The organism is Gottfriedia sp. OAE603, from assembly GCF_040543965.1.
GTDB lineage: Bacteria > Bacillota > Bacilli > Bacillales > Bacillaceae_G > Gottfriedia > Gottfriedia solisilvae.
This window is the reverse complement of sequence record NZ_JBEUNN010000001.1, coordinates 2466699-2491053: the sequence shown is the minus strand read 5'-3', so window position 1 is coordinate 2491053 and position 24355 is coordinate 2466699. Positions and strand designations below refer to the sequence as shown.

Annotated in this window: 29 protein-coding genes and 1 pseudogene; 22 read left to right on the top strand and 8 right to left on the bottom strand. The window is 33.4% G+C overall.

Going from position 1 to position 24355, the window contains the following annotated elements; all coding sequences use genetic code 11:
* The gene (locus ABID96_RS12610) at window positions 1–1122 is read left to right on the top strand and encodes a low temperature requirement protein A (RefSeq protein ID WP_192603136.1); all 1122 of its coding nucleotides are present in this window, start codon (window positions 1–3) and stop codon (window positions 1120–1122) included.
* Between the two features lie 111 nt (window positions 1123–1233).
* Here the strand turns inward: ABID96_RS12610 and ABID96_RS12605 are convergent, their stop codons facing one another.
* The 4 genes from ABID96_RS12605 to lepB all read right to left on the bottom strand — a co-directional run bounded on the left by ABID96_RS12605 (window position 1234) and on the right by lepB (window position 3747).
* Window positions 1234–1419 carry a hypothetical protein gene (locus tag ABID96_RS12605; RefSeq protein WP_087999286.1) on the bottom strand — a complete coding sequence of 62 codons (186 nt, stop codon included), beginning with the start codon at window positions 1417–1419 and terminating at the stop codon, window positions 1234–1236.
* A 630-nt stretch (window positions 1420–2049) separates the two neighbouring features.
* Window positions 2050–2478 carry an SRPBCC family protein gene (locus tag ABID96_RS12600; protein WP_192602343.1) on the bottom strand — a complete coding sequence of 143 codons (429 nt, stop codon included), beginning with the start codon at window positions 2476–2478 and terminating at the stop codon, window positions 2050–2052.
* Between the two features lie 169 nt (window positions 2479–2647).
* Complete coding sequence (locus ABID96_RS12595) at window positions 2648–2938, bottom strand: hypothetical protein (RefSeq protein ID WP_192602342.1); 291 nt, start codon at window positions 2936–2938, stop codon at window positions 2648–2650.
* A 176-nt stretch (window positions 2939–3114) separates the two neighbouring features.
* Entirely contained in the window at window positions 3115–3747 is a 633-nt protein-coding gene (gene lepB, locus ABID96_RS12590; RefSeq protein ID WP_192602341.1) for a signal peptidase I, read from the bottom strand.
* Window positions 3748–3960: 213 nt separating this feature from the next.
* Between lepB and ABID96_RS12585 the strand changes: the two genes are divergently transcribed.
* From ABID96_RS12585 to ABID96_RS12550, 8 genes and pseudogenes are all read left to right on the top strand, one after another.
* The gene (locus ABID96_RS12585) at window positions 3961–4287 is read left to right on the top strand and encodes a hypothetical protein (RefSeq protein WP_192602340.1); all 327 of its coding nucleotides are present in this window, start codon (window positions 3961–3963) and stop codon (window positions 4285–4287) included.
* A gap of 248 nt (window positions 4288–4535) precedes the next feature.
* On the top strand, window positions 4536–4877 hold the full coding sequence (locus ABID96_RS12580; RefSeq protein WP_192602339.1) for a PadR family transcriptional regulator: 342 nt from the start codon (window positions 4536–4538) through the stop codon (window positions 4875–4877).
* On the top strand, window positions 4870–5352 hold the full coding sequence (locus tag ABID96_RS12575) for a hypothetical protein (protein WP_192602338.1): 483 nt from the start codon (window positions 4870–4872) through the stop codon (window positions 5350–5352). The genes ABID96_RS12580 and ABID96_RS12575 overlap by 8 nt, the downstream gene beginning before the upstream one ends.
* Window positions 5349–5882 (top strand): permease, encoded by a 534-nt coding sequence (locus ABID96_RS12570; RefSeq protein WP_192602337.1) that lies wholly within the window; start codon window positions 5349–5351, stop codon window positions 5880–5882. The genes ABID96_RS12575 and ABID96_RS12570 overlap by 4 nt, the downstream gene beginning before the upstream one ends.
* A gap of 226 nt (window positions 5883–6108) precedes the next feature.
* Complete coding sequence (locus ABID96_RS12565; protein ID WP_192602336.1) at window positions 6109–6534, top strand: GNAT family N-acetyltransferase; 426 nt, start codon at window positions 6109–6111, stop codon at window positions 6532–6534.
* 215 nt (window positions 6535–6749) lie between these two features.
* Window positions 6750–7222: pseudogene (locus ABID96_RS12560) on the top strand (DUF2798 domain-containing protein).
* 161 nt (window positions 7223–7383) lie between these two features.
* Window positions 7384–7626, top strand: a complete 243-nt coding sequence (locus ABID96_RS12555; protein ID WP_192602335.1) for a hypothetical protein — start codon at window positions 7384–7386, stop codon at window positions 7624–7626.
* A 185-nt stretch (window positions 7627–7811) separates the two neighbouring features.
* On the top strand, window positions 7812–8630 hold the full coding sequence (locus ABID96_RS12550) for an MBL fold metallo-hydrolase (RefSeq protein WP_192602334.1): 819 nt from the start codon (window positions 7812–7814) through the stop codon (window positions 8628–8630).
* Window positions 8631–8700: 70 nt separating this feature from the next.
* Here the strand turns inward: ABID96_RS12550 and ABID96_RS12545 are convergent, their stop codons facing one another.
* Window positions 8701–9429 carry a hypothetical protein gene (locus tag ABID96_RS12545; RefSeq protein ID WP_192602333.1) on the bottom strand — a complete coding sequence of 243 codons (729 nt, stop codon included), beginning with the start codon at window positions 9427–9429 and terminating at the stop codon, window positions 8701–8703.
* Between the two features lie 803 nt (window positions 9430–10232).
* Between ABID96_RS12545 and ABID96_RS12540 the strand changes: the two genes are divergently transcribed.
* The 12 genes from ABID96_RS12540 (at window position 10233) to ABID96_RS12485 (ending at window position 20534) form a co-directional block, all read left to right on the top strand.
* Window positions 10233–10703 carry a flavin reductase family protein gene (locus tag ABID96_RS12540; RefSeq protein WP_192602332.1) on the top strand — a complete coding sequence of 157 codons (471 nt, stop codon included), beginning with the start codon at window positions 10233–10235 and terminating at the stop codon, window positions 10701–10703.
* A 55-nt stretch (window positions 10704–10758) separates the two neighbouring features.
* Entirely contained in the window at window positions 10759–12234 is a 1476-nt protein-coding gene (locus ABID96_RS12535) for a 4-hydroxyphenylacetate 3-hydroxylase family protein (RefSeq protein WP_192602331.1), read from the top strand.
* A gap of 104 nt (window positions 12235–12338) precedes the next feature.
* Window positions 12339–13085, top strand: a complete 747-nt coding sequence (locus tag ABID96_RS12530; protein ID WP_087999301.1) for an IclR family transcriptional regulator — start codon at window positions 12339–12341, stop codon at window positions 13083–13085.
* Between the two features lie 39 nt (window positions 13086–13124).
* Window positions 13125–13664, top strand: coding sequence for a 3-hydroxyanthranilate 3,4-dioxygenase (locus ABID96_RS12525; RefSeq protein WP_192602330.1), 540 nt, complete (start codon window positions 13125–13127; stop codon window positions 13662–13664).
* Window positions 13649–14689 (top strand): amidohydrolase family protein, encoded by a 1041-nt coding sequence (locus ABID96_RS12520; protein ID WP_192602329.1) that lies wholly within the window; start codon window positions 13649–13651, stop codon window positions 14687–14689. The genes ABID96_RS12525 and ABID96_RS12520 overlap by 16 nt, the downstream gene beginning before the upstream one ends.
* The gene (locus tag ABID96_RS12515) at window positions 14658–15119 is read left to right on the top strand and encodes a RidA family protein (protein WP_192602328.1); all 462 of its coding nucleotides are present in this window, start codon (window positions 14658–14660) and stop codon (window positions 15117–15119) included. Before ABID96_RS12520 ends, ABID96_RS12515 begins: the two co-directional genes overlap by 32 nt.
* 200 nt (window positions 15120–15319) lie before the next feature.
* Window positions 15320–16792, top strand: a complete 1473-nt coding sequence (locus ABID96_RS12510; protein ID WP_192602327.1) for an aldehyde dehydrogenase — start codon at window positions 15320–15322, stop codon at window positions 16790–16792.
* A 19-nt stretch (window positions 16793–16811) separates the two neighbouring features.
* Window positions 16812–17594, top strand: coding sequence for a 2-keto-4-pentenoate hydratase (locus ABID96_RS12505; RefSeq protein WP_192602326.1), 783 nt, complete (start codon window positions 16812–16814; stop codon window positions 17592–17594).
* Window positions 17595–17608: 14 nt separating this feature from the next.
* Complete coding sequence (locus tag ABID96_RS12500; RefSeq protein WP_192602325.1) at window positions 17609–18490, top strand: acetaldehyde dehydrogenase (acetylating); 882 nt, start codon at window positions 17609–17611, stop codon at window positions 18488–18490.
* A 30-nt stretch (window positions 18491–18520) separates the two neighbouring features.
* A complete protein-coding gene (dmpG, locus tag ABID96_RS12495) occupies window positions 18521–19549 on the top strand; it encodes a 4-hydroxy-2-oxovalerate aldolase (RefSeq protein WP_192602324.1) in 1029 nt (342 codons plus the stop codon).
* A 3-nt stretch (window positions 19550–19552) separates the two neighbouring features.
* Window positions 19553–20323 (top strand): 2-keto-4-pentenoate hydratase, encoded by a 771-nt coding sequence (locus ABID96_RS12490; protein WP_377896883.1) that lies wholly within the window; start codon window positions 19553–19555, stop codon window positions 20321–20323.
* Between the two features lie 13 nt (window positions 20324–20336).
* Complete coding sequence (locus tag ABID96_RS12485; protein WP_192602322.1) at window positions 20337–20534, top strand: tautomerase family protein; 198 nt, start codon at window positions 20337–20339, stop codon at window positions 20532–20534.
* 116 nt (window positions 20535–20650) lie between these two features.
* Here the strand turns inward: ABID96_RS12485 and ABID96_RS12480 are convergent, their stop codons facing one another.
* Together ABID96_RS12480 and ABID96_RS12475 are read right to left on the bottom strand one after the other, a co-directional pair.
* Window positions 20651–22168, bottom strand: a complete 1518-nt coding sequence (locus tag ABID96_RS12480; protein ID WP_192602321.1) for an MFS transporter — start codon at window positions 22166–22168, stop codon at window positions 20651–20653.
* Window positions 22169–22186: 18 nt separating this feature from the next.
* Window positions 22187–22651, bottom strand: coding sequence for a MarR family winged helix-turn-helix transcriptional regulator (locus ABID96_RS12475; RefSeq protein ID WP_192602320.1), 465 nt, complete (start codon window positions 22649–22651; stop codon window positions 22187–22189).
* Window positions 22652–22883: 232 nt separating this feature from the next.
* On the opposite strand from ABID96_RS12475, the gene ABID96_RS12470 reads away from it, so the two are divergent.
* Window positions 22884–23390 (top strand): GrpB family protein, encoded by a 507-nt coding sequence (locus ABID96_RS12470; protein WP_192602319.1) that lies wholly within the window; start codon window positions 22884–22886, stop codon window positions 23388–23390.
* 24 nt (window positions 23391–23414) lie between these two features.
* Here the strand turns inward: ABID96_RS12470 and ABID96_RS12465 are convergent, their stop codons facing one another.
* Complete coding sequence (locus tag ABID96_RS12465; RefSeq protein WP_192602318.1) at window positions 23415–24323, bottom strand: aldo/keto reductase; 909 nt, start codon at window positions 24321–24323, stop codon at window positions 23415–23417.
* Between the last annotated feature and the right edge of the window lie 32 nt (window positions 24324–24355).

The window sequence follows — 24355 nt, the reverse complement described above, 5'->3', positions numbered from 1 at the left end:
GTGGAAGAGAAGAAAGTAACATGGTTAGAACTATTTTATGATTTACTGTTTGTTTCAGCTGTAACAACTTCAACACATGTACTAATCCACGTGGAGAATGGGATAGTACATCCAGAATATTTATTTAAATTTGTCTTAATGTTCATCCCTATATGGTGGTCTTGGACTGGTCAAACCATGTTTACAAATCGGTTTGGAAAAGATCATATTAATCAACAGGTTTTTATGGTTCTTCAAATGTTTTTTGTACTCATTTTGGTATCGAGCTTATCAGTGGATTTTGACCAATACTATTTTTCATTTCTAATTGGTTATATTGGAATTAGAGCGATCACAGCGATACAATATCTGCGAGTATTAAGGCTTGAAAATGGTCATAGAAAACAGGTAGCTATGTACTTAGGAACGCGTTTTTGGATTGGGATTTTCATTTCATTTCTGTCATTATTTTTTGACTCCTGGATGAGGTACGTAATATTGTATGCGGGGATAATAGTTGATATTATTGTTCCAATATTAGGACGTAAGTATTTGGTAAAAGCACCAATAAATCCGGCTCATTTGCTTGAACGCTTTGCTTTATTTACTTTAATATTATTTGGAGAATCCGTCATTAGCACCATTACTATACTACAACCATTAAGTGGAAGTTGGCATGCAATATTCTTTTCAATTATTACGTTTATTTTTATTATTTTGATCTGGTTGCATTATTTTCATAACATCGAACGGAAGGTAACCAAACATGCTAAAAGGGCAGGACAGACCATTATTTATGGGCATTTATTTATATTAATGTCTCTAAGCATGATTGCAGCATCTATTAAATTAATGTATGTAAATGAAGTAAGTTATTCATATATGATCTATTTCGTTTTCGGTTCTGTATTGATTTATTTTTTATCAACTTCTATTGTTTTTCACAAATGTAAGAATAATAGATTGGATTTGAAAATAAACCATATTGTTTTATTATTAGTGATTCTCATCATCATATTTATAATGAATTTAATACTAATCGTTCCTCCAATTGGCGTGATGATTGAACTATTACTATTTTTTTTAATTGTTCACTTTTATTCAAATGTAAGTATGATTTACGAAAAGCTAACAAATCGTTAGTAAAATCGTAAAAATAAAAATAACCTGTACCTTAGATTTCCATAGATACAGGTGGTATATAGTAAAATATAAGTCCATATATATATTGATGATCTGGGCAAAAAGAAATTTTTATTTACCCAGTAAAGACATAAAACCTTTATAGATTAGAACAAGAGAGAAAATTACAACAGCTAAAATACCAATTATAGTAGTTACTGGTTCTAAACTTGCTAAGAAAGTACCTTCTAAAGGAATTCTTAATAAAGCAAAACCTGCTAAAATACTAGCTAACATTAAAAGAATAGCGCGATCCATTTAGTTATCCCCCCTATCAATATATTTTATGAACAAATGATAGTTATGTTGAATCAAAGACAGGCTATTATAAAAAATGTGTGTTTATCATGCTCTTTCTCAAAGAGAAAACCCTTTCAAAGGTTTGATGCTTCAATTTTAGAGATAAAATGTAAATAAAGTAATAAATATGAAAAGGTAAAATGAGGTTAGAAGAAGGATGATTCTAAAGTCGTACTTACTGTTTTTTATATGAGTAGTTTAAGAGATAAATTGATAGGAGAATGAGTATGAACTATCTAATTTGGATTAGAAAAAGGGAAAGGTGCATGTCTTAATGAAAGATTTTCATTGATGTGCTACTTGTAAACATTTTAAAGCAGTGAAAGAATCAAGAAATATGAAATATTATTGCAGTCGTTTAGGTTTCGAAACAAAAACGACCTATAAATTTGATTGCTGGAGCCCTAATGAGCATGTACAGAAATTGCTGAATAAGAATAACATGCAAAAAGACAGTTGAAAGAAATCTCTAATGCTTAGGAAGGAAGGCATAATTAAAAAAGTGGCATGACCATGGACTTTGAAATAAACAAAGCCACAGTTAATGCCACAAATTTATTTTAGTTACTATCTAAATAAAAACGATCGTTAGAATCTAGATGTTTCCTCTGCATACTTTTTGAAATTATTTAAAATTGCTTGCCAGCCTTGTTGTTGAAACTCAACTGGATTTTGAGTTTCAGCATCAAACGTCTCAACGATTTCAGTAGCGTCTCCTAAATCCTTAAAAGTGATTGTAACTTTTCTACCATCACCTAGTGTATATGCAATATACTCATTTGTATTTACTTCATCATAAATTCCACCAAAATCGAAACCAAAACTTCCATCCTTTGCTTCCATTCTTGATGCGAATTTCCCACCAACTCTTAAATCATTCTCAGAAAAAGGTGTATGCCAGTCATCTGAAGCAGTGTTCCATTTTTTAATATGAGCTGGCTCGTTCCAATAGTGCCATACCTTTTCAATTGGTGCTTGAACAGTTGCTTGAATTGTTACATTTTCAAATGTTTGCATTTCATTTACCGCCCTTCAAAATAAGAATATTTTATTATGTATTGAACAAAAGCTGCTAACTACATTGTAAATGATTTCCAAAGGTTATGCTACTTAATCATTATTTCCATAAGCCTAAGTAGTAACCCAATTTTTTAGTAAAGAGGAAGATAAATCAAATACATTTGAATTATTCAATGATTTCGCCGTCTTCCACTTTTATTTCACAATGTGGGCATCTCACATAATCGTAAACTTCTGTGTCAAAATTAATTTGAAATGGCAACCGTTCTTTGCAATTAGGGCATCTCCAGAAAAATAGGGTAATCACCACAAATAAGAATAAGAAGAAAATGCCTAAATAAAAAAAGACATTAAACCCGTAAATGAGTCGGCCAATGAAGTTCAGCGGAATTGAGATGAGCCAACAAAGAATGGCAATTTTTCTAAGCTTCACAATATCAAGAACTTTTTTACCCAAATGATTAGCTTCCTTTCATGAAATGGAAAAATATTGAAATGTATAGTAAAATTCTAAAACAAATAATGAATAAGATTACTTTTCAATTTTGACAGAACTACTTTCAAGTGAGAAGAAGGGGACCTAAAAACCCTTCTTTACATTATGAAATGAATCAAAATTAATTCGCTCAACTATTAGTAATCTTCAGCCATACCCAAAACTTTCCCTTCAATATAGTCTTGAGATATAGGTCCAAGTTCAAAGCTGTCTTGTATTCTCCAACCATTATCAGCGAGTATAAACACTTCATTTTTAGGAATGATCACTGATTTAAGATTTCTATGAAAATATTCTTTCCAATCATTTTCACCTATGATTTCATTCCCATTTGCTTTCATCATTTTTTGATAAGTATGAAAGTCTGAAATTCCATTATTCATAGATTTTGCATAGAAAGCTTTTAATATTTTATTGTTAATAAATATCTTACCATCTTTGATTTCAAGTTTTTCCCCGGGTAATCCAACTACTCGAGCAACATTTTTCTGACCAGTTTTTGGTGTTTTGAAGAATACAACCTCACCACGTTGAAATTTATTTTTAATGTAATAATCCTTATCGACCACTAAAGTACCTGCATACTCATTGTGCCCACGATACATCGCATCGTATAAGTAATCTATTTCTGAATACCCAACTGAATCAACTACGGGGACATCTTCAAGAGTAGTGGTATCTGTCATTGTTTCTATTACAATCGATTTCTCTTTCTGTTGACAAGCGACAAGAATGAGGCACATCGCGAAAATAAAAAATAAGTGTTTCATAAGATCCCTCCATTTATATCAATATTCTATTTGATGGTAATCATTACCTTTTATCTATTTATGATTAGAACTGTAATGAAAAGCGGAATAAATTTGTATGGGTTTGGAAGGAAATGATCGAACGTAAATAGAAGTATTTAATAAATATGGATATATTTACCATAAATTAAATTGTTTCGTAACAAGTATTTGTCATTCGAAAGGGAGATGGAATTGAAGAAGTTAATTTTTGCAATCATCACATTAGGAGTTCTAATTGGTTTAACTTGGTTCGTTTCAGATTTAATGAATGCTAAAATGATCGACTATGCATTTTTTGTTGGACTAATTGTAACGATTGTTATTCGTTTTTTCACGAGAAGTGGAGGTTTTGCATCGAATAGTGTTAATTTGAGTACACAATCACAAACGGGCATGAAAGTTACCGGGACAGAAGGGCCTATCGCAGTAACACAAAAGTCATTCTCTTTTTTAGTGTCTTTATCATTTACAATTATATCCTTACTTACGACAGTCGTTTACTACTGGACTGAATTTTAATTTTTAAGATTGAATACAAGACAAAATTAATTTTTTTAAACCGATTTTCCAAAAAGGAAATCGGTTTTTTTGATTCAGGATCAAACTTTTGTTCAATTAATGGTGGATTGTTGTTGAAATTATATTGATACCTGCATATACTGTTAATAACACTATACTGTTAATAACAGTACAATGTGATTAACAGTATATACGGAGTATTAATCGTTATTGATTTCTTTTACATTAAATTTAGGAGGTTAAGTGTCATGAAGCATACAGGGAGACATACTGGAGCATTTCTTTTACTGTTTTTAACAGAGGGAGATAGCTACGGGGGAAAGCTTTGGCAGAAATGTGAGGAAGAGCTTCCTATCAATCCAATTGATAGCTCCATTTTATATCGCACATTAAAACAATTAGAAAGTGAAGGTGCTGTAGAGTCATATTTAGGTACAACTGAACAAGATAAGCCGATAAAAATGTATAAGATTACTGAGGTTGGTAAAGAAAAATTAGAAGAATTTCAAATAAATATTGAAAGAAAAATTAAGAACTTATCATTTTTCTTAGAAAAATATCAAGTTTGGAAGGAATCTAACCATGATTAATGGGATCATATTGTACTCTATTGCTATTATTCTTGTCAGTATTTCTTTTATAAAGGACAGAAACAAGACAAAAGAAGCTCTAAAACAGTCATGGAAGATGTTTCGTAATATTTTACCTGATATTTTATCAATTATGCTTTTCGTAGGACTTTCACTATCTTTACTAACACCATCTTTCATTTCATCATTTTTAGGAGAAAAATCTGGATTGATGGGTATAGTTTATTCTACAATTATAGGTTCGTTTGCACTAATACCAAGTTTTATCGTATTTCCATTAGGGGATACATTAGTCCAAAATGGTGCTGGCCTCCCACAAGTTGCTGCTTTAATGTCGACAATGATGGCGGTTGGAGTGATTACGATACCAATGGAACAAAAATTATTTGGTCGAGGCTTTGCATATTCACGTAATGCAGCAGGAATTGTTATGTCACTTTTATTTGCATATATAATTTGGGTGGTGATGGGATGAATGCATTAAAAAGATATCGTTTCTTTTTCGTATTACTAATTGGATTTTTGATTCTTACCTTTTTAAATCAAAGGCTAGGTTGGAAGGCATTTCAATTAACAGGAAACAGCATTATAAATATGCTATTTCTACTTCCTCCTGTTTTAATATTTGTTAGTCTACTAGATAAATGGGTAGAGAAAGAAACACTGATCAAATATATGGGGAAAAAATCAGGTATTTATGGCACAGTTTTCTCACTAGTTTTAGGAGTAATTGCAGCAGGTCCCTTATATGTAGCTTTTCCAATGGCAGTCCTTTTTTTACAAAAAGGAGCAAGCATTCGTTATATTGTGTTTTTCTTGGGGGTTTGGACAACAGCAAAAATACCAACAGCAATATATGAATTTACTTCATTTGGCATTAAGTTTACACTGATTCATATTTGTTTTGGTCTCGTATTCTACTATATATTGGGTATAATATATGAAAAGTTTTATGAGGGAAGAAGCTTGATGAAATATGAATTGAATGAAGAAAAATCAATGTAGAGAAAAGTTTTTAACTTAATAGATGATTTGAAAAACAGCTATTTTATCGGTAAAAGGGCTGTTTTTTTTATTTTGGCAGGCAGGTTAGCTAAAAGATGAAATAGAAATATACATTTAATCATTATCAATTTAATTGGAATCTGAATCTCTTAACTTAATAAGTAAGAAAAATAGATTCTCAATATGTCACCAAAATTTCATTATTTTGGTAGGAAGGAGGAAAAACATGCACATATCTAATCAATGGGTTAAAGAGGATTGTGATTATATTCGAAATAAGGTAATTGAATACAATCTAGCAATGCTTCCAGATGAAGTGAAACAAGCATCATTTAATGTTAGTTGTATACTTAAAAATGATACCGGCGAAATTGTTGGAGGCATTACTGGAACGATTGTCTGGTACCATTTACATATAGATTATCTTTGGGTGGACAATGCATTAAGAGGTAAAGGTTACGGTGAAAAGTTGTTACAACATATCGAGAAAACGGCAATAGAAAATAATTGTAGGCTAATCCTATTAGATACATTTAGCTTTCAAGCACCAGACTTTTATCAGAAACTAGGCTTTAAGGTAGTGGGGATTGTAGAAGATCATCCGAAAGGATTTAAGCAATATTATTTAGAAAAGAAACTTACGCGTGAATAAGATGAATTGTGACTAAGCATGCGATAAACTATCAATATGGACTGCTTCGGTAGTCCTATTTATTTTGCTGAAGGTACTAAAGTTATAAAAAAGTCTACATTTAGCTTGAAAAAAAATAGCTAAATATACAATGAAAAGTTCACAAAATGTTCACTTATGAAGACCTTTCCACTAACGCTATAATAACGAAGGTGTTAAAAGAAAGGATGATGGAGATGCCAACAACGAAGAAAGAAAGTTTTTATTATGGATTAATGATGTGTGCTGGGATGGTAGTGGTCATGACATTTTATAATTTAATAATCAATGACTTGATTGGAGAAATACCTCTAAAAGGAATACTAATACAACTTTTACTGGGTTTTATTGTTGCATTCATATTGGAGTCATTTATTGTGGGACCAGTTGCTCAAAAATTAGCATTATCGCTACCATATGATAAATCTAAAAAGCTTTTTGTAATTCTTTGGTGATTGGAATGGTTCTCTGTATGTCCCTTTATGGATTAGTTACTGCCTATTTATCTAATGGTCTAGAAGAATCATTACTTAAAAGTTACTTTCCGATTGCTTCTAGAAATTTTATATTTGCATTGCCACTACAGCTTCTCATCATGGGACCAGTTGTACGCTACTTATTTACTAAATTCGTAAAAAGTCAAAGAATGATGAAGTCTTGTAGTGTATAGAATCCAAAATCCTTTTATGAAGTTTAAGTTAGCTTTCAATTATGTTTGACCAAAAAGTTTAGTTCAATAACTTCCCATTCAAACGTACTATAGAATATAATTGAGTAAATTTCAAAAAATAGTAACTTTTGTAAGAGTCTACATAAAACGGAGGTTTTAAGATGTTGTTTTTTATCGTCAGCATGGTGCTTTGGACTAGTATCATTGCTGTACCAGTAACCATCATCTGGGGCATCTGGAAAAAGTCAGTCATCGCATTTATTAGCAGTGGGATCTTTGCTTCATTATTGTATATTTGGATTTGTGTATTTAACGAACTAAGTCACTTTTTTGTCATCGTACCTTTATTTCTGTTCCTAATAGCGTATATGATTTTTCGTAAAAACGGAAACGCCAAACGATAATTATTAAGGAATAATAAAAAAGTAATATAAACAGTTATTTAATCAATATTTGAAGGGCATCGTCTAATATCATTATTCTTAATATTTCGAATTAAGTTAATTGAAAGTTTATTATGATCGACAAAACTTAAGTAAATCGTGGTCAGCTTTTGTAATGTTTGTGTGAGCATAGGGAGGGGATTAGTTTGTTTCTTAAGAAAAAATCATACTTAGGAAAGAAAAATGGTGTAAAGTACATGAATGGAGTCGTAAAATTTCAAAGTGTTACTTTGAATGTTTACTGTTATGTAGTTGATGGAGTATTAATTGATACTGGAGCACAGTCCTTACATAAATATTTTAAATCGTTTGTTGAGCAAACAGATTTTGATCAAGTAATGCTGACTCATTCTCATGAGGATCATTCGGGCAACGCGGCTTATGTTGGAAAAATGAAAAAAGTGCCTATATTTTTAAGTGAAAAAGCGATTGATGAATGTAAAAGAAGAGCAGATTATCCTTTATACCGACAACTGTTTTGGGGAAGAAGAAAGGCATTTGATGCGCAAGCAATTCCTGAGCAGTTTCAATCCAGAAATGCGACTTGGGAAGTCATTGCGACACCAGGGCATGCTAAAGATCATAATGCATTTTTGAATCGTGATACAGGACAATTATTTACTGGTGATTTATATGTAACCGAACGGACAAAAGTTGTATTAGCAGAAGAGCATATCCCAACAATTATTCATTCTTTAGAGCGAGTTTTAGCTTATGATTTTGAAGATGTATTTTGCAGTCATGTAGGTTTTGTAGAGGATGGTCGCGCAGCGATGGAACGAAAGAAAGATTATTTATTATCACTTCAACATGATGTTTTAACTTTACAAAAAGAAGGCGTTACAGCGGAAGAAATCAGTAGTAAGCTATTTCCAAAAAAATATCCTATTATAAAATTTTCTAGCGGGGAATGGGATTCACTACACATAGTAACCTCGATTTTGAATGATAAAAATAAAGTATAAATAAAACATATAAAAAACCCTGAATTTTTTATAAATCAGGGATTTTTTTTATTAATATTGAATGATATGATCAGTCAGTATTTTGTTGATTTTTTTTCTTTTTACTATTGACCAACGTAGAATAAGTTGGTTGTTCAGTTCCATTCATAAGTTTATAGACATATGCTGATGTTTTTTTATAGCTGTCTTCTAGTTTAGTAGCAATATAGTCTGTTCGTTCAAAAATAATGGAACGGATATGATTGAGTTGGCGGGAGATTTTTTCGGTTAAAGCTTCTTGGGTGTCTAATCGATTTAGTACCCCTGTTTGGAATTCTTCTTGTTTTTGTAAAGTATCAGCTACTTCTTTTTGTAGTTCAAGCTGTTTGTTCAGTAGTAATGTAAGATGTTCGTTTAATGATTCATTTTTTTTCATGCGACTTACCAATTCTTGATAAGTTTCACTTAAGCTATTCATTTGATCAATAATCGATTCTTTTAATAACTTTTCACTTTCTTCTATTGAATGTAGCCTTTTTAATATCATGTTTTCTATATCCTCACGATTACGACTACTAACAATTAGATTATTTATTTGTTCTTTCATTCGATTCCACTGAGTGGTTTGCATCTCTTCAAGTTGTTCATATTGGGGTTTCAGTTCAGCGATTGAATTTGCTAGGTTCGTATTACTTAATTGTTGTTCTTTTATAAGCTCTGTTAAGGCAGTATGTCGAACTAAACTTTGATTTTGGGCCTGAATTTTTTCGATATTTTTATAAACATCTGGATGATCATGTTTATTAATAAATAATCCCATGAATTTTTCTCCCTCCTTTCATTATTGATACGATAATTTATGCACAAAAAACAGAAGGGGGAACGTAAGTTAAAATCGACGAATACTCTATTATGGAAAACATGTACGGAAAATATAGTCAAACCGCATTTTATATCTAATCAGTAGCAAGAAAAATTTGTTTGAAACTTTCATTAATTTGTCTGTATGAATTAAATTGTTATCATGATAGATTGATGAAACATTGGGAAACCATTATGATAAATATATAGAAATTTTCCAATTTTTAGGAGGTACTATGATTCTAGCTTGTATTGTAATCGGTATATTAGGTGGGATCTATATCATGTCATTCGAGAAAGTTAACAGAGGTATAATAGCATTTTTACAAGTGGTTCATTAAGTAGTAGTCCCGACTCTTTATATGTCGTATGTCCAAAGTGTAGTAGTAAAGTAAAAAGAGTTAAAGGTGGTTCCCAAAACTGTAGTACTTGTCACAATTATTTTTAAAAAAGAATATTGTATTAAAAGTTTGTGAAAACAAAGGTGCTATATTAATAAGATATGAAACTCTCTCGATTTACTTTCCTCAGTTTTTTTAATTAAGAATAATAAAAAGAGCATGCTGAACGTGGCATGCTCTTTCTTTTTAAAGTCTGTGAAAACGGAAAAAATGACTACTTTTTATTTAATGAAGAAAAAATCAATTTTTCTTTAAAGAAATATATTAAATTTCATAATGTGAAATTATTTGATTGTTCATAATTTTTAAATTAATTATATTGAATTTAGATTTAAAAAACATGAATGGAGGTTCTTTAAAAATGGATACAAGAGAATTAAGAAATTGCTTTGGTAAGTTTGCTACTGGAGTGACTGTTGTATCGTTTAAAGATGATGATGGCAATAGAAGTGGAATTACGGTTAATTCATTTACATCTGTATCATTAGATCCTGCACTTGTTTTAGTATCAATCGATAGAAGAGCAAAAGCATTACATGGTTTAAAGAAAAGAAATTTTATCGTGAATATCCTTACTTCTGATCAGGAAAATATTGCATGGCAATTTGCTGGTCGTCCACAAGATGATTTAGTTATCAATTGGGAAGATACACTGATCGGTCCTAAAATTGGTGGTGCTTTGGCAACAATTGAATGCTTACCTTGGAAAGAATATGACGGTGGGGATCATGTATTGTTTGTTGGTGAAGTTAAAGAATTTTCATACCAAAATGAAAGCGCTTTAATGTTTTTTAATGGTTCATTTTTAAATACAAAAGTTAATCAATCTTAGTTTGAGGGGATTTCAATTTATTCAAATATAATGAAGCGGTTAAGGGGGAAGTTTAGTGGGAATTCGTACTGGTGCAGAGTATATTGAAGGATTAAAGTCGAGAAAACCTGAAGTATGGCTTGGCGGTGAAAAGGTAGAGGATCTTGTGAATCATCCAGTATTTAAGCAACCGATACTAGAAATTGCGAAATTATTTGATTTACAATTTGATGCTAAGTATCAGGAGAAAATTACACATATTTGTAGTGAAACTGGTGAAAGAATTTCAAATGCATTTTTAGTGCCAAAAACGATTGAAGATATTAAAGCTCGTGGTGAATTATTTGAGGCATATGCAAAGTCAACTTTCGGATTAATGGGAAGAACACCAGATTTCTTAAATGTTGTATTAACATCTATGGCCAGTAATTCTTGGTTTTTGGATAAATACAATCCTGAATGGTCTAAAAATGTTCAAAACTATTTTAAATTTGTCCGAGATCAGGATCTATTTTTAACTCATGCCATAATCAATCCACAAAATGACCGAAGCAAGCCTTCATATGAACAAAAAGATCTATTTACTCATTTAGGAGCTGTTGAGGAAACCGCTGAGGGTTTAGTCGTTAGAGGCGCAAAAATGCTGGCTACGCTTGCTCCAATTACAGATGAAGTTATTATTTATTCATTCCCTGGATTCCATGAAGGTGATGAGCGATATGCGTTAGCTTTTGCTTTACCAATAGATACACCAGGTTTAAAAATTATTTGTAGAGAACAAATGCAAGATGGAAAAAGATCATTCTTTGATCATCCTTTAGCTTCTAGATTTGAAGAAATGGATGCGGTACTAGTTTTTGAGGATGTATTAGTCCCTTGGAATCGAGTATTTATCCATAATAATGTTGAGGCAGCTAATAATCTATATCCAAAAACAGGCATTGCTCAGCAACCTGCCCATCAATCTGGCATTAGAGGCTATATTAAACTAGCGTTTGCAACAGAAGTAGCTTGTAAACTAGCTGATTCAATTGGCGTAGATGGCTATTTAAATGTCCAAAATGATTTAGGAGAACTACTTCAATCAGTTGAAACAATCAGAGCTTTACTGCGTACTGCCGAGAATGAATATGAAACTTTACCTTCTGGGGAAGTAAGACCGGCAATGGAACCTCTTGAAACGATTCGAGGATTATTACCAACAATGTATCCTAGAGCGATAGAAGTAATCCAAACGATTGGTGCAGGAGGCTTGCTAATGTCACCTACTGAGGCAGACTTTCAACATCCTGAACTAAGAAATTCATTAGATAAATATTATGTAGGTAGAGAAGGCGTTTCATCTCTTGAGCGAGTGCAATTATTTAAGCTAGCATGGGATTTATGTGGAGAGGCATTTGGACAAAGAGCTCTACAATACGAAAGATATTATACTGGTGATCCAATTAGAAAAAGAGCAATCTTTTACAATCAAATGAAGCGCAAAAAATCATTTACAATGGTTGATGACGCTTTAAATGGTGCGAATAAATTAATAGGTGAACCAATTTAAAAGGACAATCGAATCATCTAGCGAATTCTAAAATTTAACGACTAATTTTAGGAAAGTTGGGTGTTTATGAAATTTTTTAGCTTTTCGTGGGGAGGGAATATCTCATGATCTCTTCAGTTCATAAGATTTCTAGAATATTAGATTGCTTTACAGAAGATGAACCAGTCTTAGGAAATTTAGAAATAGCTGAAAAATTAAATATGAATGCTAGTTCTGTGCACCATTTAGTTAGAACATTGTGTTCGCTTGGTATTTTAATTCAAGATAGTAAAAAGAAATACCGTTTAGGTTGGAAGTTATTAGAATGGAGTAATCATGTAATGCATCAACAAGACATATACAGTGAGGCCATTCCTTTACTAGAAAATCTACTGAAAAACTATAATGGAACTGTACATATCGGTATGTTTGATGCAGGAAATGTAAGATTTGTATTAAAGGTTTCTTCAAAAAATTCGATACCGGTACCTACATTTGTAGGGGCGAAAAGACCAGCTTACTGTACGAGTACAGGGAAAATATTACTCTCGTATAATCCAAAATATATAAAGCCAACAATTGAAAGAGGCTTAACCGCGTATACAACTAATACAATTACTTGTATTGATACATTACAAAAGGAATTAGCAGCTATTAAAGAAAATGGATATAGCATTAGTAATAATGAAAATGATTTAGGTTTATTTGGGATCGCAGCACCGATTCAAACATATGCAGGACACACTTTTGCTGCATTAAACATGGTAGGACCTGTTTCCTATATGATGAGTCAAGACATTGGCCGAATGGTTCAAGATGTAATGAAGACGGCTAAGTTAGTCTCTAATCAATTAGGATATATTAACACGTAATTGTAAACGGTTACAAAAACAACGCCTAGGAGGATAAAAATGAATCTTAAAAGTCGAGTTTTCAATATTGTTAAATTGATAGAGGACAATAAAGAGTTATTAAAACCACCTGTAAATAATAAGGTTATTTGGGAGGATTCAGAATATATTGCCATGATTATTGGTGGCCCAAATAAGCGTAGGGATTTCCATGTTGATCCGGCGGACGAATTTTTCTATCAAATAAAAGGAAGCTGTTACGTTGAATGTATTACTGGCGAAGGAAAGCGAGAGGTAGTAGAAGTAGGTGAAGGTGAGATATTTATGCTACCTTCATTTGTGCCACATTCACCACATCGAGTGAAAGATTCTTATGGAATCGTGATTGAAAGAAAAAGAGCTGTTGGTGAATTAGAAAGCTTCGTCTGGCATTGTGATGAATGTAATTTAGAAATGCATAAAACAACTGTTCAATTAACAGATATCGGTACACAAGTGAAGGAAGCGATTGAACAGTTCAATGGTAGCTTAGAGCTTAGAACCTGTAAGCATTGTGGCCATGTCATGAAAGAGGAAGCGGATGAATGGGTATGCGTATAGATTTTCATACACATATCATTCCGGATCAATTACCTAATTTCTTTGAAAAATATGGGCAGGAGCGTTGGCCGATTTTACAGCCAACATGTTCCTGCGGTGCCAATATTATGGTCGGAGGTAAAGTCTTTAGAGAAGTTACGGACCAAGTTTGGAGCGCTGAAAAAAGAATCGAGGACATGGCTAAAGAAGGGGTAAGTATGCAAGTATTATCCCCAATACCAGTAACATTTTCATACTGGGCACCCCCTCATGCTGCTTTAGAAATGGCGGTCATTCAAAATGACTTTATTGCAGAAACGGTTAAAAAATATCCAACAAAGTTTCTAGGTTTAGGCACGGTGCCAATGCAAGATTCAGAAGTTGCGATTAAAGAAATGGACCGTTGTATTCATGATTTAGGACTACATGGGTTAGAAATTGGAACAAATGTGAATGGTGTGAATTTGGATAGTGAGCAGTTTCAACCATTTTTCGAAATGGCTGAAAAATGGAATGTTCCATTATTTATTCATCCTTGGGAAACTTTGGCTAAGGATCGTACGCCAGATCATAATTTTATGTATACAGTTGGCATGCCAAGTGAAACTGCTTTAGCAGCTGCAAGTTTAACATTCGGTGGAGTCATTGAAAAATATCCGAATTTAAAAATTTGTTTTGCACATGGAGGAGGTTCTTTTCCATTCATCTTACCTAGATTAGACCAAGGTTGGGAAGTATGGCCGCATCTTAGAAAAACATCAAAGCCGCCGAGTCATTATGTTCAAAATTTTTATTTTGATTCTTTACATTATGACCCATTAAATATTCAGTTTTTAATTGATAGATTTGGGTATGAAAAAATTGTAATTGGTTCGGATTATCCGTTTTTATTAAGAGAAGTGCCACCAGGTAGAGTAATCGATCGCTTACAAGATATAAGTAATGAAGTAAGAGAAGCTATTTTTAGTAAAAACGCGTTACAATTTTTAAATATAAAGGAGACAAACTTGCGATATGGAAAACAAAGTATTGACTCCAGAAGATAGAATAAATAGTTTAGGATTTACATTAAAACCTGTTAGAGCAGCTGTAGGTAATTATGTTAGCCTTGTTCGAACAGGAAATCTAATTTTTACAGCCGGGCAAGGGGTAGATGAATTCCACGGTAAGCTTGGGCGTGATTTAACGATTGAAGAGGGATACTTAGCATCACGTCAATCGATGTTAAATTTATTAAGCGCTTTAAAGAACGAACTTGGAGAACTTTCAAGGATCAAAAAAGTTATTAAAATTTTAGGCTTTGTTAATTGTACAGATACGTTTACTGAGCAGCCGAAAGTAATGAATGGGGCGTCGGATTTACTAGTTGAAGTGTTTGGTGAAAAAGGAAAACATGCCCGTTCGGCAGTTGGAATGGCACAGCTTCCAAATAATACAGCGATCGAAATTGAGATGATTGTAGAAATTGAAGATTAAGTTAGTAAAGTAAAGCTAAAAGATATTCAGTCTGATTGAGAACGCTTGACTTTCAAAAGGCACAGCAAGGTAAGAAGCATATTTACCATTAGAGGTAATGAGCACTACAAGCGAAGCAATGATGAAAGCAAGCGTTTTGCAATTGTCTGTGGTGACATTCGTGTCACCTTTTATTTTATAAAGAATGGTAGGTGTCCTTTATGCAAATACAATTGAACAAAAATAAAACATTACCGATTGATTGTAAGCATTTCATAGATGGTCAATATATCTCTTCATTTAATCAAAAAACATTCTTAAATATAAATCCAGCGACAGAAGAAGTATTAGGAAAGATTGCTGAAGGTGGAAGACTAGAAATTGATATGGCCGTAAAAGCTGCTAAAAGAGCTTTAAAAGGTGAGTGGAAACATTTTACGACTGAGCAAAGATCGATTGTTTTAAGAAAAATAGGTGATGGAATTTTAGCAAGAAAAGAAGAGCTTGCTGCTTTAGAAGCAATGGATACTGGTAAGCCATATGAACTTGCGCTTGAGGTAGACATTACTCGTTCAGCTTACAATTTTTATTTTTTTGCTGATTACATTACATCTTTAGGCACAGAGAGTCATATGCAAAATCAAACCGCATTGCATTATTCATACCGCCGTCCAGTAGGTGTAGTCGGAATGATTAATCCTTGGAATCTTCCATTGCTTCTTTTAACTTGGAAGCTAGCACCTTGCTTAGCAGCGGGAAATACGACGGTGATGAAACCTGCCGAATTAACGCCAATGACGGCAACAATTTTAGCTGAAATATGCAAAGAAGCAGGCGTACCTGATGGTGTCATCAATATTGTCCATGGATTTGGCGCAAATGGAGCAGGTTCAGCTTTAACTGAACATCATGATGTTGATGCAATTACTTTCACGGGTGAAACGAAAACAGGAACTGCTATTATGAAAGCAGCAGCACCTACACTTAAAAAGCTTTCATTTGAGCTTGGTGGGAAAAATCCTAATATTATATTTGCGGACTCTAATCTTGATGAAGTGATTGAAACAACATTAAAATCTTCATTTATGAATCAAGGTGAAGTTTGTTTATGTGGTTCACGAATATATATTGAACGTTCAATTTATCAAGAATTTCTTGAAAAGTTTGTAGAGAAAACAAATGAGTTGAAAATTGGCGATCCTTTTGAAGAAGGTACTAAAGTAGGCGCAGTAATTGGAAAAGAGCACTATGACAAAGTATTATCATATATCGAAATTGCAAAAGAAGACGGCGGAACGATTTTAACTGGTGGTAGTAGACCGGCACATCTTTTAAGCGGATATTTTATTTCACCTACAATTATTAGCGGACTTAGTCATGACTCGAGATGTGTGAAAGAAGAAATTTTTGGTCCCGTTGTAACAGTATTACCATTCGATACTGAGGATGAAGTGATTGAGCGGGCAAATGATACTCATTACGGTTTAGGCGCAACGATTTGGACGAATGATCTTCGAAAAGCACACCGGGTTGCACATCAAATTGAAGCGGGGATTATTTGGGTTAATACATGGTATTTAAGAGATTTACGTACACCTTTTGGAGGTATGAAGCAAAGTGGGATTGGACGTGAAGGTGGTATTCATAGTTTTGAGTTTTATAGTGAATTATCCAATATCACAATTAAATTATAAGATTTGAAAGGTGATGAATATGAAAACGACTAAAATAGATGAGATTTCAACACTTTTGCTAGATTCAGAAAGAAATAGAAGTAGTATAAAACCATTATCTGAACAACATCCACATTTTACGATACAGGAAGCTTATCAAATTCAATTAGCCAATATTGATTTTAAAGTAAGCCAAGGGAAAAAAATTGTTGGTAAAAAAATTGGTTTAACATCAATTGCCATGCAGGAGTTATTAGGTGTTGATGAACCAGATTATGGACATTTATTAGATACTATGAATATAGAAAATGGTGGTGATGTTTCTATAAATGAAACGATTGCACCAAAGGTTGAGGCAGAAATTGCATTTGTATTAAAAAAGGATTTAGTTGGACCAAATGTAACGGTTGAAGATGTAATGAATGCAACAGATTACATTGTCCCTGCAATTGAAGTAGTAGATAGTAGAATTGAAAATTGGAAAATCCGTTTAGAGGATACTGTGGCTGACAATGCATCAAGTTGTTTATATGTCCTTGGCAATCACCGATTTGACATTCATGAAATTGACTTACCAAATGTCATGATGGAATTGTATCGAAACGGTGAACTGATGAACACTGGAAAAGGAAATGCAGTTCTAGGAAATCCAATTACATGTGTTGCTTGGTTAGCAAACAAACTAAGCGAATTTGGCATTTCATTAAAGGCAGGAGAAGTCATTTTATCAGGTGCATTATCGGCCGCAATAAATGCAACTGCCGGTGATTGTTTTACCGCAAAATTCCCATTATTGGGGGATGTCTCAATTTCATTTTCTTAAAAGAGGTGTAAATAATGCGTAAGGTAAAGGTTGGTATTATCGGGTCAGGCAATATTGGAACTGATTTAATGATGAAACTCATCAATCATGATTTTCTTGAATTGACAACAATGATCGGGATTGACCCAGAATCAGATGGATTAAAACGTGCTAGACAACTTGGATTAGAAGTCATCGAAAACGGTATTGAAGGTTTTATTGATCGTAAAGATATAGCCGATTTGTTATTTGATGCTACATCTGCAAAATCACATATCGTTCATGCAAAGATTTTAAGTGATTTAGAGAAAAGAGTAATAGATTTAACACCTGCTGCACTAGGACCCTTCGTTGTACCTTCTGTTAATATAGGAGCACATATTAGGGAAGGTAATGTTAATTTGATTACATGTGGCGGCCAAGCGACAATCCCGGTTGTTCATGCAATTGGTACAGTTGCTAAAGTAAATTACGCTGAAATTGTTGCAACGATCAGCAGTAAAAGTGCAGGTCCAGGTACCCGTTCCAACATTGATGAATTCACTGAAACGACAGCTCGTGGATTAGAAGAAATAGGTGGAGCTAAAAAAGGAAAGGCAATCATTATTTTAAATCCTGCGGAACCTCCAATTATGATGAGAGACACGATCTATTGTGTATTAGAAAATGAATCATTCAATCCTGAAGAAATTAAAGATTCAATTCACTTAATGGTTAAAAATGTAAGGAACTATGTACCAGGTTATCGTTTAAGAATGGAGCCAATGATTGAAGGTAATACTGTCATCGTTCACTTAGAAGTAGAAGGTGCAGGAGATTACTTACCTAGCTACTCTGGTAATTTAGATATCATGACTGCCGCTGCAGTAAAAGTAGCTGAAGAAATTGCACAGTATGATTTAGCAAAAACAGTTTAATCTTATTTAATAGAATGAGAGGGATGTAGAATGAGTGAAAGAGATGTCCTCATAACTGAGGTGGCTCTTCGAGATGGAAGTCATGCAATCGCACATTCATATAAAGTCGATCAAGTCGTAAGTGTTACAAAAGGACTTGATGAAGCAAATGTTCCTTATATTGAAGTTTCTCATGGTGATGGATTAGGGGGATCATCATTACAGTACGGATTATCAACAACAAATGAATTCGAACTAATAGAAGCTGCTGTTCATACTTGCAAGCAATCAAAAATAGCCGTTTTGCTTTTACCAGGTATTGGGACAGTTAAGGAATTAAAAGGTGCAGCTGATTTAGGCGTAAAAATGGCAAGGATTGCAACTCATGTCACTGAAGCTGACGTATCAAAACAGCACATCTCGAAATCAAAAGAGCTTGGACTTGAAACAGTAGGATTTTTAATGATGTCTCATATGGTACCTGTTGAAAAATTAGTTGAACAGGCATTACTCATGGAAAGCTATGGTGCAGATGTAGTTTATATGGTTGATTCAGCTGGTGCGTTTTTACCACATGAAGTAAGACAACGTATAGCTGCATTGCGACAAGCTCTTTCAGTTGAAATCGGGTTTCATGCACACAATAATTTGTCGTTAGCTATGGCTAATACATTAGTGGCAATCGAAGAAGGCGCAACGAGAATTGACGGTAGCGTACGATGCCTAGGGGCTGGAGCCGGAAATACACAAACGGAAGTTTTAGTTGGCGTACTAGATCGATTAAACATAAAAACAGGAATCGATTTTTATAAAATGATGGATTTAGCTGAGGATATCGTTGCGCCGATTTTACATACACCTCAAGAGATTACAAGAGGTAGTTTAATTTTAGGCTATGCTGGGGTTTATTCTAGTTTTCTACTTCATGCGAACCGGGCAGCAAAAAAGTGGAATGTAGATGCAAGAGATATATTGGTAGAACTGGGAAAACAAAGAGTAGTAGGCGGACAAGAAGATATGATACAAGATGTTGCCAGTAAAATAGCAAAGGAAAGAGCTGTACTACTAAAGGGGGAATAAATGATGATCACTGAAATTGCGAATAAAATCTATTTACATCAAAAAAATGGTGAAGAAATGGATAAAATTACGAATCACTATCCGGAACTAAATGTTAGTAATGCTTATGAAATTCAAAAGGTTAGCATTGATTATGCAATTAAGAATGGTGATCCACTTATTGGCTGGAAGATGGGTTTAACAAGTATTGCAAAGCAAAAATCAGTAAATGTCGATGAACCAATCTACGGAAGATTAACTCAGTCAATGGAATTACAAACTTCAGTCCTTAAAATGGAAGGAACAATACATCCTCGTGTCGAACCAGAAATTGCCTTTGTTCTGAATAAACCATTATTTGGTTCTGACATCACAGCTGAAGATGTTTGGAATGCAACTGAATATATTGTACCAGCATTAGAAGTGATTGACAGTCGTTACAAGAACTTCTCTTTTACGCTAACAGATGTGGTAGCAGATAATGCCTCATCTTCTAAATTCATTCTTGGTGAAAAAACATATTCTCCTACATACACGGCATGGGAACAAATAAATGTTGAGTTATATAAAAATGGAGAAAAGGTCCAAAGTGGAGTTAGCTCTGATGTGCTTAATCACCCAGTCGAATCTGTTGTTAAACTAGTAAAAATGATTAGTAAAAATGGCTACCAGTTAGATGCAGGTATGATTATATTAACAGGTGGAATTACAGAGGCAGTCCACGTTGGAGCAGGGGATCTCATAGAAGCACATTTTGAAGGATTAGAAAATATGACATTACGAGTTGAAAAGTGAGAGGTGACTTGTATTGCCAATTATTCAAGTTCAAATGTTAGAAGGAAGAAGTACAGATGTGAAAAATAAACTGATGAAAGAAATGAATGAAGTAGTTTGTCGTATATTGGATGTTTCTCCTAATCAAGTTAGAATCTTATTAAATGAATACTCAGAAGAAAATTGGTCCATTGGTGGAATTTCCAAGGCAGATTTATCAAAAAATAAATAGATAAAAGAAAAAGCCATATCAATAAAGATATGGCTTTTCAGTTTGAAACAAAGTACAAAAACTAAGAGATTCAGACTGTCTGAAATGCCATATCAATTAAGATATGGCATTCTTTACTATTGTGCTTTTTTAGCTCTATTTTCAGCAATCTCTACTGATAAACGTTCTTTACCCATTAAAACAATTGCGATAAAACCGAATAAGATCGGAACTAAAGTCCATTTAAAAGTTGTGGCAACTGAATTTGCCATTGCTTCGGTAATTTTATGAAGAACTTCCGGTGGAATTTGAGCTCGAGCATCGGCTGATAATAATGCACGAGAATCAATGTTTCCAGCAAAACCTTTTATGCTACCTAGTGCGTCACTAAGGTTGTTTTTAAATACATGATTTTGTATTGAACCAAAAATGGTTACACCAATTGTCATTCCTAAAGTTCTAAAGAATGTATTTGTAGATGTAGCAATTCCTCGTTTTTGTGGTTCAATTTTATGTTGCGTTGCCATACTTAACAGCGAGAATGAACAACCCATTCCAAGACCAGCGATAATCATAAAGAATGTAACAGTTTTACGTGAAGTTTCAATATCTAGCGTACTAAGTAATGCCATTCCAATGAAGAATAAAACAACTGAAACAAGCATGATCGTTCTGTAGCTAAATTTTCTCACAGATTGGCCTGCTACTTGGCTACCTACTACAGATCCAACCATCATTGGAATTAAAATAATACCAGCATTCGTTGCAGTTCCGCCATAAACAGCCTGAACAAAAAGTGGGATTAGAACAGTTGTAATGATAAATGCAGCTCCGTAGAAGAAAGCAACACCTTGCGTTGCGGCAAATAATTGTTTTTTAAATAAACTAAATGAGATAATTGGTTCTTCTGCTTTTCTTTCGATGAAAATAAATGAAATGAAAAGTACTCCAAAAATGACAAAAAGGCTAATAATTTGAGGTGAATCCCAAGCATACTCATTGCCACCAAGCTCAAGTCCAAACATTAGACTTACTACAGAGCCGACTAATGCAATTGCGCCTAGCCAATCAATTTTTAGTTTTCTTAAATGTAGCGTTTCTTTATAAAATTGAGAAATAAAATATAATGAAATGATGCCTAATGGTAAATTAATATAGAAAATCCAGCGCCAGTCAATTTGATCGGTAATATAAGCTCCTAATAGAGGACCAAAAACACTTGATAATCCGAAAACAGCTCCGAATAAGCCCGTCATTTTCCCTCGTTTTTCTGGTGGGAAAATATCAAATATGATTGTAAAAGCAATCGGCATTAATGAACCTCCACCGATTCCTTGTATTGCACGATATATACTTAATTGTTCGATACTATTTGCAGTTCCACATAATGCTGATCCGATTAAGAAAATGGCAAGACCTAATAAATAAAATCTTTTTCGCCCATACATATCAGATAATTTACCAAATATCGGCATACTTGCCATAGTAGCTACTAAGTATGCTGAAGTTACCCAAACAAATTGATCTAACCCGCCAAGTTCTCCTACAATCGTTGGCATTGAAGCAGATACAATTGTATTATCCATTGCAGCCATTAGCATTCCTAATAGTAGTCCAGTGACGACTAGGCCAACTTTACTTTCTTTTGAAACCATTCAGTTTCCCCCTTATGATTATGTTAATTTTTTTGATTCTTTAGGAATTAACAAGTTAATATCATTCCAAAACTTAGATAATAATATTAATTCCTCGTCATTGTACTTTTCAAAAATATCAGTAAGTGAGTCAGATAAGGGTTTAAATAGATATGTAATTTCATCATCACGGTGATATAAGGGCTGAATGATTACTTTTCTTCGGTCGTGTGGATCATCTATGCGCTCAACTAATTCTTCTTTTTCAAGTCGATTAATGACGCCTGTTATCGCTCCAGTCGTTAAATTAGTTAATAGAGATAATTGACCAGCTGTGATTGGTCCTGTATGGCTAAGTAATTCTCGGCACCGTAAATCAGTTGCATTTAGATGTAGTTTTGTTGCGATACCTTCGTTAAACAAGACAATTGAAGTATGAAACTTCCGCATTTCGATAACGAGTGATGAAATAAATTTTTCTCTTGAGATTTTACCTTCTGACATCTTATTTCCTCCTTAATAATTAAGAAGTACAATCAACTATAAGTCTAGTAAACTAGCCTATAATGTAAAATAATTATAAATCAACAAATTGAAATAAAGAAGGAATATACTGTATTTTAACCAAAAGTTAATCTATAAATTTGAGAGATAGAAAATAGAACATTTCATTTGATTTAGCCAGTTCAAAGTCGGTAACAATAGTAAAGAAGACCTGATAAAAGGAGAAATTTTTATGAAACGAATAAATGTAGTTCCTTATAAATCATCTTGGGAAAAAGACTTTCAAAATGAAAATAAAAAAATCCAAAATATATTGCCTGAAAAAGTGGAGATCTATCATATAGGGAGTACTTCCATTCCAAATATGTTTGCAGTTCCTATTGTAGATTTAATGATAGCTGTCCAAAGCTTAAAAGAGTTCGACAGATATAGTAAAGTACTTTGTACTATAGGATATGAGCCGATGGGGGAAACATGCGAAGAAGAAAGACGAATCTTTATGAAATGTGATGGAGATTGTAGTTATCATATTCACATTTTTCAACAGGGAAATCCTGGAATTGAGCGTCGGATTGCATTCAGAGAGTTTATGATTGCCCATACAGAACAAGCATTAGAATATAGTAGATTAAAAAAAGAATTAGCTAATCAATTTTCAAACGATGAAGCTAAATATAAAAAAGGTAGAAGTGAATTTCTAGAAAAGGTAGATCAACAAGCAAGTAAATGGAAGAATTAAATACTCCTTCCAAATAGGAAGGAGTTAACGATGTTCTTCATATTTTTCAATTAAACATATATCATTTATCCGATCTAATTGCTGACTATTTATCGGTTTTGCGTAATAAGCATTTAGATTTTCCATTAATTGTTCTTTATTTCTAGCGCCAATCGCTAATGTAGTAACAGCTTTATGTTGTAAAATAAACTGCAAAGCTAAACTATGTAATGATTGTTTGTCTTGCCTAATTTGGAGAAGCTGTTCAATTATTTCCTTACATTCTTGTTCTGAATAATGTAAGTATCCTTTACTGGTGAGTTTGTTTTTCCAATTATTGCTTAAAAGACCCTTTGCGACTGATCCTCTTGTAATAACAGAGATATGATGTTTCTCAAATAATGGGAAAAATTCCTCAGGGCGACGTTCTAGTAGATTATACTGCATCATTACACTTTGAATTGCTGAATGATTGACAAAACGTTCTATTACATTTGGTCTAATGGAGGAAATTCCATAATGACGGATGTAACCTTCTTTAACAAGTTCCTCAAATGCCTCAATTGTTTCTTCATATGAATCTTCAATTGTTCCACCGTGTAGCTGATACAAATCAATATAATCGGTATTTAATCTGCGTAAGCTTTCTTTGACAGCTTGTAAAATATGTTTCTTTGATGGATCCCATGTCCATTTATCCTGTGTTGTAGTCCAACGGTTTCCAACCTTTGTTGCCAATATAACCTGGTCTCTACGACCTTTTATTGCTTTTCCAACTATTTTTTCATTCTGGCCAAAATCATATAAATCAGCAGTATCTAAATAATTTATACCAGAATCAAGTGCGGCATGGATTGTATGAATCGCTTCATTTTCATTTGTTCCTAATGACATACAACCTAAACCAATTTCACTAATTTCCAGTTGTGTTGATCCGAGCATTCTTTTTTTCATCGTAATCCCTCCAATTGTAATTGTAGGGAATT

Bases quoted from the DNA above. Each gene is read 5' to 3' on its own strand.
- ABID96_RS12605 (WP_087999286.1), bottom strand. From the start codon at position 1,419: ATGGATCGCGCTATTCTTTTAATGTTAGCTAGTATTTTAGCAGGTTTT.
- ABID96_RS12600 (WP_192602343.1), bottom strand. From the start codon at position 2,478: ATGCAAACATTTGAAAATGTAACAATTCAAGCAACTGTTCAAGCACCA.
- lepB (WP_192602341.1), bottom strand. From the start codon at position 3,747: ATGAAACACTTATTTTTTATTTTCGCGATGTGCCTCATTCTTGTCGCT.
- ABID96_RS12580 (WP_192602339.1), top strand. From the start codon at position 4,536: ATGAAGCATACAGGGAGACATACTGGAGCATTTCTTTTACTGTTTTTA.
- ABID96_RS12575 (WP_192602338.1), top strand. From the start codon at position 4,870: ATGATTAATGGGATCATATTGTACTCTATTGCTATTATTCTTGTCAGT.
- ABID96_RS12570 (WP_192602337.1), top strand. From the start codon at position 5,349: ATGAATGCATTAAAAAGATATCGTTTCTTTTTCGTATTACTAATTGGA.
- ABID96_RS12565 (WP_192602336.1), top strand. From the start codon at position 6,109: ATGCACATATCTAATCAATGGGTTAAAGAGGATTGTGATTATATTCGA.
- ABID96_RS12555 (WP_192602335.1), top strand. From the start codon at position 7,384: ATGTTGTTTTTTATCGTCAGCATGGTGCTTTGGACTAGTATCATTGCT.
- ABID96_RS12545 (WP_192602333.1), bottom strand. From the start codon at position 9,429: ATGGGATTATTTATTAATAAACATGATCATCCAGATGTTTATAAAAAT.
- ABID96_RS12540 (WP_192602332.1), top strand. From the start codon at position 10,233: ATGGATACAAGAGAATTAAGAAATTGCTTTGGTAAGTTTGCTACTGGA.
- ABID96_RS12530 (WP_087999301.1), top strand. From the start codon at position 12,339: ATGATCTCTTCAGTTCATAAGATTTCTAGAATATTAGATTGCTTTACA.
- ABID96_RS12525 (WP_192602330.1), top strand. From the start codon at position 13,125: ATGAATCTTAAAAGTCGAGTTTTCAATATTGTTAAATTGATAGAGGAC.
- ABID96_RS12520 (WP_192602329.1), top strand. From the start codon at position 13,649: ATGGGTATGCGTATAGATTTTCATACACATATCATTCCGGATCAATTA.
- ABID96_RS12515 (WP_192602328.1), top strand. From the start codon at position 14,658: ATGGAAAACAAAGTATTGACTCCAGAAGATAGAATAAATAGTTTAGGA.
- ABID96_RS12510 (WP_192602327.1), top strand. From the start codon at position 15,320: ATGCAAATACAATTGAACAAAAATAAAACATTACCGATTGATTGTAAG.
- ABID96_RS12505 (WP_192602326.1), top strand. From the start codon at position 16,812: ATGAAAACGACTAAAATAGATGAGATTTCAACACTTTTGCTAGATTCA.
- ABID96_RS12500 (WP_192602325.1), top strand. From the start codon at position 17,609: ATGCGTAAGGTAAAGGTTGGTATTATCGGGTCAGGCAATATTGGAACT.
- dmpG (WP_192602324.1), top strand. From the start codon at position 18,521: ATGAGTGAAAGAGATGTCCTCATAACTGAGGTGGCTCTTCGAGATGGA.
- ABID96_RS12490 (WP_377896883.1), top strand. From the start codon at position 19,553: ATGATCACTGAAATTGCGAATAAAATCTATTTACATCAAAAAAATGGT.
- ABID96_RS12480 (WP_192602321.1), bottom strand. From the start codon at position 22,168: ATGGTTTCAAAAGAAAGTAAAGTTGGCCTAGTCGTCACTGGACTACTA.
- ABID96_RS12475 (WP_192602320.1), bottom strand. From the start codon at position 22,651: ATGTCAGAAGGTAAAATCTCAAGAGAAAAATTTATTTCATCACTCGTT.
- ABID96_RS12470 (WP_192602319.1), top strand. From the start codon at position 22,884: ATGAAACGAATAAATGTAGTTCCTTATAAATCATCTTGGGAAAAAGAC.
- ABID96_RS12465 (WP_192602318.1), bottom strand. From the start codon at position 24,323: ATGAAAAAAAGAATGCTCGGATCAACACAACTGGAAATTAGTGAAATT.